Here is a 2445-nt window from a genome sequence, read left to right as displayed (position 1 = left end):
GCGCTTCGACGAGGTGGCGGCGCTCGTCGAACGCAGCGGCTTGCCGCTTTCGCGCCGCAGCGCCTGGCCGCACGGTGCGCCCGATGCTCAAGCGCAGGCCGCCGCGGTCTGGCTCGGTGATTCGATGGGCGAACTGCCGGCCTACTACGCCTGCGCCAGTGTTGCGCTGCTCGGCGGCAGTTTCGAGAGACTGGGTGGCCAGAACCTCATCGAGGCAGCGGCTTGCGGCTGCCCGGTGGTGATGGGCCCACACACGTTCAACTTCGCCGAGGCGGCCGAGCTGTCGCTCGCGGCGGGTGCCAGTGAGCGGGTGGCCAGCCTGGCCGAAGGCGTCGTGCGCGCTGTGGCTCTTGCCGACGATTCAGTCGGGCAAGCCGGCATGGCACAGCGCGCGCTGACGTTCGCCGCAGCGCATCGCGGCGCGGCACAGCGCATGGCGGGCGCGATCGTCGAAGTGATCGAGCGGCAAGGCGAACCACGAGTTCGCGATTCACGGTGACTTAAGAGCCGAGTTCCTGATCAGCATGTCCAGGAATTCGACGCAGGCGTCCGTCATGGTCGTGACCCAACTCGAATGCTGGATGTCAGGCAGGCTGCGTCGCTCCAGGTCGCTGGTGAAGCCGAGCACTCGATCGATGGCTTCATTGATCGGCTTCGGCAACCTGAGTGCGGCCAGGAGGGCGGAGGCGTCCGAGCCTTCTGTAGGAACACCGCGCGATACGGCGAGCTGATCGAGCCGCGACAGCAAGCGCTGCCGATCCGAGCTGAGTGCCTCGAAGCGTTCGGTCAGCGCGTCCTGCTTCGGTGGGGCCACAGCCTCTGCCGCAACGCTCCGCCCAGGCGGTTTTTTTTCTGCCTCGAGCATGCGGTCGATCTTTGCTTCCAGGGAAGCGAGGTCGTCACGGGTCGGTGCGTGATCGCGCGGTGGGAGCGCCTTGTCCTTGAAGTACCAAAGCGCTGCTGCGCCACCGAGAAGCGTTGCAAGAGCAAGCAGGACTTCCATCGGCTGCCTTGTCGGTGACGGCAACGGGACGTCGCTCTGAGGTGGTGACTTGCCGGGCCCCGGCTTGCGTGCGCTTCGCGCCTCAGACCGGTGCGGCGAAGCTGCTGCCGTCCCAAACCCACGCCGTCAACGCCGCGAACGCGGAGCGAGCGATCGCCGCCGGTGGGTAAAGCAGGGCCAACTCCGCGCCCAGCGTGGTCTCCCCGGGCACCAGGCCCGTGACGTTGACGAAGCGCACCAGTGTGCCACGGCTGGCCAATGCGGTTGGCGCGACCAGCGGCTGCGGGTGCAGCCATCCTGCGGTCTGCAGCACCGGCGCCACCTCCAGATAACGCGCCGCCGTGGGCGCATCGGTGGCGATGCCCGTGGCCGAGGCGCGCACGGCGACCCAACTCGCTTCGGCGACCATGGTGCTGCCGTCCAGCGTGCGCGCCACCAGCCGCAAGGGCTCGGTGGCCGGCGTCTCCGGTCGCGCGATGGCGAGCGCGTCCGAGGTCGGATCGACCAGCAGCGTGCCAGGAAAGACTTCCAGGCTGCGGCCGAGTGCAGCCAGCGCCAGGTCGAGATCGAGTGACGTCGCCGTGGCACCCGGTTGATTGGCGGGCAGTGTGGCGCGCGGCGCGCGCAGCGGCAGTGCGCAGCCCGAGGCATGCAGCGTGGCCAGCGCCGTCTGCAGCGGCGCATGGAAGTCGGCACGAACGCTCAACAGCGGCGGGATCGACGCCTGCGCCGCACCGGCCGGCCGGTCGTTGGCCACTTCGACGAAACCCACGGGCACCACGCCACCCAGCGCCGCGCTGCCAGGCGCCGGCCCGGCCACGCCGAGCGCGCTGGCCACTGCGCTCGCGCGCATGTCGAGCTGGCCGGCGCTCTCGAGCAGATTGAGGTAGCCGCCGACCTCCGTGATGTTGAGCGGCGCCGGCACGCGCGAGGGGAACACGTCGCCTTGCTGAGCCAGACGCTGCAGTAGCAGGCGCTGCGCTTCCAGAACGTCGGGCCGCACGCCCGAGCGCATCAGTTCGACGAGGGCATCGACCACGCCGGCGAAGGCGTTGTCGAGCGCTGTGGAGGTGGTGTCGGTGTCGGCCATGGCGGCTGCTCCTTGTTGCTAGTCGATCCGGCCGGCAGCCGGGCGCCTTGACCGCGGATCGTTGTCGGCCACGGGGCGGCTTGCGTTTGTCAGACCAGGCCGAGCGCGGCCAGCCAGGCCTTGCTGCCCAACGTGCGGTCGGTGGGATCGTCGGCCTTCTTCTTGTCATAGGCGTCGAACAGCTTGGCGGCCTGGCTGGCCGGGAGCTTTTCGTCGCCGGTCAGGCCGCTGAGGCCAGCGATGATGCCGTCGGCGAACGCCTTGGCCTGATCGAAATCGGGCTTGTTGTTGGCGGCGCCGAGATAAGCGGCGGCGTTGTCCTTCAGGTCCTTGAGAGCGACGGTCTGCTTGT

The 2445-nt window shown here is 69.1% G+C and carries 4 protein-coding genes; 1 reads left to right on the top strand and 3 read right to left on the bottom strand.

All coding sequences use genetic code 11. The features are described 5' to 3' along the window. Positions 1 to 499, top strand: a 499-nt coding sequence (locus tag H0W38_RS20900) for a 3-deoxy-D-manno-octulosonic acid transferase (RefSeq protein WP_367162529.1), incomplete at its 5' end; no start/stop codon positions are given. Here the strand turns inward: H0W38_RS20900 and H0W38_RS20895 are convergent. The 3 genes from H0W38_RS20895 to H0W38_RS20885 form a co-directional block, all read right to left on the bottom strand. Continuing rightward, on the bottom strand, positions 491 to 865 hold the full coding sequence (locus H0W38_RS20895) for a hypothetical protein (RefSeq protein WP_292457810.1): 375 nt from the start codon (positions 863 to 865) through the stop codon (positions 491 to 493). The genes H0W38_RS20900 and H0W38_RS20895 overlap by 9 nt on opposite strands. 220 nt (positions 866 to 1085) lie before the next feature. After that, positions 1086 to 2093, bottom strand: a complete 1008-nt coding sequence (locus tag H0W38_RS20890; protein WP_292457808.1) for a hypothetical protein — start codon at positions 2091 to 2093, stop codon at positions 1086 to 1088. Positions 2094 to 2182: 89 nt separating this feature from the next. After that, a partial coding sequence (locus H0W38_RS20885) for a hypothetical protein (protein ID WP_292457806.1) occupies positions 2183 to 2445 on the bottom strand: 263 nt, incomplete at its 5' end.

Source organism: Methylibium sp., assembly GCF_013817365.1.
In the GTDB taxonomy this organism is placed as follows: domain Bacteria; phylum Pseudomonadota; class Gammaproteobacteria; order Burkholderiales; family Burkholderiaceae_C; genus Methylibium.
Note: the sequence above shows the minus strand (reverse complement) of the source record. Positions and strands in the feature narration are given on the sequence as shown.

What these genes read in the sequence shown, in the direction of transcription:
- H0W38_RS20895 (WP_292457810.1), bottom strand. Translation starts at nt 865, where the DNA reads ATGCTCGAGGCAGAAAAAAAACCGCCTGGGCGGAGCGTTGCGGCAGAG.
- H0W38_RS20890 (WP_292457808.1), bottom strand. Translation starts at nt 2,093, where the DNA reads ATGGCCGACACCGACACCACCTCCACAGCGCTCGACAACGCCTTCGCC.